At 54.5% G+C, this 5439-nt stretch carries 6 protein-coding genes; 3 read left to right on the forward strand and 3 right to left on the reverse strand.

What is annotated here, in order from left to right:
• From ACWVCN_RS04890 to ACWVCN_RS04900, 3 genes are all read left to right on the forward strand, one after another.
• Nucleotides 1-330 (forward strand): 4-alpha-glucanotransferase (locus ACWVCN_RS04890; RefSeq protein ID WP_455244395.1); only part of this gene is annotated, 330 nt, incomplete at its 5' end.
• Between the two features lie 155 nt (nucleotides 331-485).
• The gene (locus ACWVCN_RS04895) at nucleotides 486-1640 is read left to right on the forward strand and encodes a sensor histidine kinase (protein ID WP_455244396.1); all 1155 of its coding nucleotides are present in this window, start codon (nucleotides 486-488) and stop codon (nucleotides 1638-1640) included.
• Nucleotides 1640-3049 carry a sigma-54-dependent transcriptional regulator gene (locus ACWVCN_RS04900; RefSeq protein WP_455244397.1) on the forward strand — a complete coding sequence of 470 codons (1410 nt, stop codon included), beginning with the start codon at nucleotides 1640-1642 and terminating at the stop codon, nucleotides 3047-3049. Before ACWVCN_RS04895 ends, ACWVCN_RS04900 begins: the two co-directional genes overlap by 1 nt.
• Before the next feature lie 36 nt (nucleotides 3050-3085).
• Here ACWVCN_RS04900 and ACWVCN_RS04905 read toward each other — a convergent pair whose 3' ends face one another.
• From ACWVCN_RS04905 to ACWVCN_RS04915, 3 genes are read right to left on the reverse strand one after another with little or no spacing between them, the layout of a single operon-like run.
• Nucleotides 3086-3532, reverse strand: coding sequence for a hypothetical protein (locus ACWVCN_RS04905; protein WP_455244398.1), 447 nt, complete (start codon nucleotides 3530-3532; stop codon nucleotides 3086-3088).
• A complete protein-coding gene (locus tag ACWVCN_RS04910; protein WP_455244399.1) occupies nucleotides 3529-3942 on the reverse strand; it encodes an Lrp/AsnC family transcriptional regulator in 414 nt (137 codons plus the stop codon). The genes ACWVCN_RS04905 and ACWVCN_RS04910 overlap by 4 nt, the downstream gene beginning before the upstream one ends.
• A gap of 8 nt (nucleotides 3943-3950) precedes the next feature.
• Nucleotides 3951-4463, reverse strand: a complete 513-nt coding sequence (locus ACWVCN_RS04915) for a PD-(D/E)XK nuclease domain-containing protein (RefSeq protein ID WP_455244400.1) — start codon at nucleotides 4461-4463, stop codon at nucleotides 3951-3953.
• Nucleotides 4464-5439 lie beyond the last annotated feature (976 nt).

Here is a 5439-nt window from a genome sequence, read left to right on the forward strand (position 1 = left end):
CGCGAACGTGACAAGGGACGGATGCTGGCTGCCCTCAAGCGGGAAGGGTTGCTGCCGGACGGGATAGAGGAAGATCCTGCCAAGGTGCCGGTGATGACTCAGACGCTCTGCCGGGCCATCCATAACTTTCTCGCCCGCACTCACTCCTGGGTCGTCTTGGCCAACCTGGAAGATGGGTTGGAGGAAGTTGCTCAAACCAATATGCCCGGAACGGTCGACACTCATCCGAACTGGAACAGGAAATATGCCATTGGCATCGATGAGATCATGGGTGATCAACGGCTTCGTGAACTCGGTGCCTGCTTGCGTTCGACACGTCCGATCAGTTAAGACCCTCAGAAGGAAATGCTGAAAGTTGCTGTAGGCTACTTTCTTGTCCCCTCAGAGGCGCAAGGTATCATGTAACATACGCCTTGGCCTTTGTTTGTGGCGTCTTCGCTGGATAGACATGTAAGCATCCGGGTCTGCTCTGGGCAACGATGCCTATGCCGAAACACAACCGCATCATTCTCGGAATCGCCGGAGCTGTCTTCCTTATCATCGTCGTATCAGAAAATGTCGCTCCCGCGAATATCGTGGGATCCTATGCGCTTGTGTTGCCGATCTTGTTGGTGGCAACCCTCAGGAGTCGTCCTCTGATGCTTGTAACAGTGGTCGCCTGCATCGTCGCAACCTATATCGGGCTGCTCCAGCCGACCAAACCCGGTCGGTTTCAAGCGGCTTTCGTCAACCGGACCGTCGTCGCAGGAGTGCTCTTGGCAGTGGCATATCTTGGATTGACGAGAGAAGAACGAAAGGCGCGGGAAGAAGCGGCCAGGGCGGCGCTAGCCAAGCAGACGGAGAGTTTGTTGCGCGCAAATACGCTGCTGGTGGCGGCAAAGGATCAATTGAATCGGTCCGAACGCTTAGCGACCATCGGCCAATTGGTTGCGTCTGTTGCCCACGAAGTCGGGACGCCGCTCCATTCCATCGCATGGCACGTACAGGCCTTGGCGGAGGAGCCCGGCGTCACTCCTGAGATGAAGAAACGGATCACCGTTATCGATGAACAACTGAACCGTGTCGTTCGCATTATTCAGGATTTGTTGTCCTCAACCAGGCAACGAAAGCCCGAGCCAAGTTGGTTGTCGGTTGACAAAGTGACCGAACCAGCGACGGCGTTGTTAGAGCCGGCCTTCTTGCAAAAAGGGGTGTCGTTGAGCACCGAATTAGCGATCGGTGTCCCAATGGTGTGGGCCGATGCAGAAAAACTTCACCAGGTCTTGGTCAATCTATTGGCTAATGCCCTGTCGGCCACGCCTGAACATGGCTCTGTAATCGTCAAAATTGGCGGACGTCCGGCGGGAGCAGAAGAGCTTGAGGTAGGACGCAGGGCTGCTCCGGACATGTCGGCAATGATGGTGACGATCGCTGTACGGGACACGGGTGTCGGGATGCCGCAGGCCGACGTTGCGAAAGCGTTTCAACCGTTTTTTACAACCAAGGAAGTTGGCAAGGGAACCGGCTTGGGGCTATTCTTGAGCCGGGAAACGGTTGTCGCACACGGAGGAACACTCACGATGGAAAGTGAACAGGGACGTGGGACAGTGGTGACAATTACGTTGCCCGGTAAAGTCTTTGAAATGGAAGGGGTCGCATAGTGCAGCCAGCAAAACTTCTTGTCGTCGATGATGATGCTGTAGCCCGCGATTTGCTGGCGGAGGCGTTGAAGAAAGAAGGCTACGAAGTGGAGGCGTTTGCCAGCGGAGAAGAGGCTATTGCGCGAGGGCGAGAAGGGCGTGTTGATCTCGTGTTGACCGATATTCGAATGGGTGCGGTCGATGGCATGGCAGTGCTGCGTGAGTTCAAACGTATGAGCCCGGAGACGGCGATAGTCGTGTTAACGGCATTCGGATCGCTTGAGGGCGCGATCGAGGCGATCAAGCAGGGGGCCTACGACTACCTTGCGAAACCTTTTAAGAAGGAAGATATCAAGCTCGTTGTGCACCGGAGTCTTGAGCATTGCAGGCTACTTCGGGAAAACAGCAAATTCCGCGAAGAGCTAAAGGGCAAGGATAATTGGTCGCCGTTGGTGGGGAGCAGCCCCGCGATGCTGGAAGTGTATAAGTTGGTGGCGCGGGTATCCGAGGGCAAGAGCACGGTTTTACTTCAGGGAGAAAGTGGAACCGGTAAAGAGCTGATCGCGCGGGCGATTCATGCGAATAGCCCCCGGCGCGAGAAGCCGTTCGTCCCGGTCAATTGTGGTGCATTGCCGGATACCCTGCTTGAGTCGGAGATGTTCGGGTACGAAAAGGGCGCTTTTACCGGCGCGGTCGGGACAAAGACCGGTTTGTTCGAATCGGCTGACGGCGGCACTCTTTTTCTTGATGAAGTTGGCGAACTCGGTCAGGCGCTGCAAGTAAAATTGTTACGCGTCATGCAGGACCAAGAAGTACGGCGGGTCGGCGGCACCAATTCGATCAAGGTCGACGTGCGGATCATTGCTGCTACAAATCGTGACCTCGAACAGTTGGTCAAGGAAGGAAAGTTTCGAGACGATCTCTATTACCGACTCAACGTTGTACGCATTACCCTGCCTTCCCTGGTCGAGCGGCAGGAAGACATTCCAATGCTTGCGTATCACTTCCTGCAAAAATGCGGGGTGAACGCCACGCGTGCAGTCAGAGGGTTTCATCCCGATACGATGTTGTTACTCAAGCGCTATCGCTGGCCGGGAAACGTACGGGAATTGGAAAATGCCGTTGAACGTGCCGTCTCGCTGAGTCATGGTCCGCTACTGACGCCGGAGGATCTTCCGGAAGCTATCACTCAAGCAGGTGAAACGTCGGAACAGAAGCCGGAAACAACTGAAGAAGGCGGCGAGGTGTGTCTGTCCCTCGAAGAAGTCGAAAAGCGGCATTTGCTCCGGGTTCTCAAAGAAACTAAGAACAACAAGGTCAAAGCGGCGAAAATCTTGGGAATCGACCGGCGAACACTCTATCGGATGGCGGAGCGGTTTGGCTTGGATCTCGGAGAGGAGAGCGACGGAGGAGAAAAAGAATTTGGGTAAACGCCAGGCCCTTATGAAGGGCTTGAGCGCACAGTGTCAGAGAAGTTCGAGTTTGCTTTTGATGAGCCGCAGTTGATTTTCAGCGGTTTGCGGCAAGGCAGTTGGAGAGTCTTCCCACTTGCTTCCGATCCCGTCTTTCCCTTCATAGCCGACATGCAACCTGAGTCTCGTGCTTTGTTCTGACACCGGCGTGACAATGGCGTCGACGAGACTTCTGCCCGTGCCAAAACGCCAGCGGAGCAGCCAGTTCCACGGCCCCCCGATTTCTTTTCGATAGCCTGTTGTCAGATGCTGCTCTGTTTCATTGTCAACCTCATACCCGCCTTCTGTGAGCACCTGAATAACAGCTGCCGTGACTGTCTCCGCAGGTGCGGGAACTGTCACGTCAATGATATCGGGTTCGTGGGGAATCTCCTGACCGGCGCAGCCTAGGAAGCTAATAAGTAAGACGACGGTAGAGAAGCGAAGGAGAGTATTGATCATTTCACTTTTGCTACTTTGAGCTTATAGACCAAATGTGTATCTGTTTCAGTTACGCCCTCGATCGAGTGGATGCGACTGAGCACCAATTGCGTCAAGGCATCCTGGTCCGGAACCTCTACCACTGCGATTATGTCTGGCTTGCCCCAGCAAGGATCGATCGTTTTGACCTGTTTGATTTCGCCGAGCGCCCTGACGACCTGGCTTGTCAGTCCCGGTGCTACATCAATCAAGATATAGGCTCTGTCAGCCATGACTACTCCGCCGTCTACTGGTGCATGGATGGTACAGGGAACAGCTGGAATGACGGTAGTGTCGTCAACGTAGCGGATCGCCTGAGCCCCTGTCAACGCGGGATTTGATGGTATAGATCGTAAACGACCGGCGTTGCGGGCTGGTTTCGCTTTCTTCATGGGTGACCTCACGATTTTGGTGCAACGAAAACGTTGACGGTGAATTGGTCGATGACGGTGGCGAGGTCGTGCTCAATGCCACGAGGATTGCCGATTCGGCCTTCCGGATCGTAAATGAAGCACAGGAGGCCGGTACACTGCTCCCGTGCCCGATAGCGTTCGGCATCGATTCGGACCTGTTCCGCGAGATCTTTTGATGTCAGGCCGGCACGCGTCTTCTTCACGATGACTGCCAACCGATTGTGATCGAGGAGAAAGGTTGTTCTGGTTTGACCGTTGGCATATCCGGGAATCCATTCGTCGGCCCCGATATCGTCAAATTGGACCCGCAACAGTGCATGAAGGAGATCCTGGGCGTCTATCTCATCCTCTATTGATAGTGTGGAGCGGTATTCCCCTCGCAACCGCAATTGCCGGGCGATGGCATGGAACCGCTGACAGAGTTGCTTGCACAAATCGAGAGTATTCTGTTCGATCGAAGAAGTGCTCTCCTCTGCGAAGGTGCGGTCCGTTGAAGTCATACGTAGGGGACCAGGAGGAGATGGGACGCTAAACTCCTGGGTCGATGGCTGATTAGGCGGTGTAGGAATTGTGTGAAACGGAGTATCAACTGGGCTTACTGTTGCGGTTTTTGCTTGTTCAGCCATGTGAGGTGGTAGAGGCTCGGGAGGAGGAGGCATCATCGACTGCCCTGAAATCTCTTGGGCCGTAGACGGCTTGGGTGATGTCGCCGGTATGTGTGCGGAAGACTGCCCTTGAGTTGTTTGCGAGGTGAGTGGTGCGACGGCTCCGGTATCATTTGGCCGAAATTGGGCGGAAGTGTCATGTTGCGCAATCAATTGTTGTTCTTGTGGTGAAGTTGATGTTGCGGCCTGTTTCGAAGCCGGTTGAGTAGTCGATGCCTGAGCCTCATGGCTAGGCGATGCTGGAGGGATGGTATTTTCAACGACTGAATGCGCATCCGGTGCCGGGTCCATTGATATTGACGACCGAGGCGATGGACAGGTTGTTGTCGAGGTTTGTTCAACTGAACCAGGTTCGTTGGGAGGAACCAGCGTCATCCGAGGTTTGGATTCTGTCAGTACTGGCTCAGATTCTTCAGGCGGAGTGGGTGGTAGCCCTTGCAACTCGCGTTTCCTCTCTTCGAGTGACGCGATGAGAGATTTGATCAACGTAATGGAATGTTTATGCTCGGGGGACGATCCAATGGAAAGTTTGTGTTGCCGATGGGCCTGAAACTCAGGAGATTTCTCACCAAAGGCTCGCTTGATAGCCTCGCGTAATTGGAGCTCGGTCCTGGTTCTGGTACCTTCCAGGTAGGGAAAGCCGTCACGTCCAAGGTCTTCAATCTTCAAAAGAAGTCCCTGGAGTTGCTCAATACTCTGGGTCAGGTCGTCGAGAGGTGAGGCTTTCGACCGCGCCCGATCTGAACGTGTTCGTGCCATATGAATGTGGGGAAAGTGTAGCCCACGCTCTCCGGCCTGACAAGAAAAGAGC

The sequence above is a fragment of the Petrachloros mirabilis genome (genome assembly GCF_975968855.1).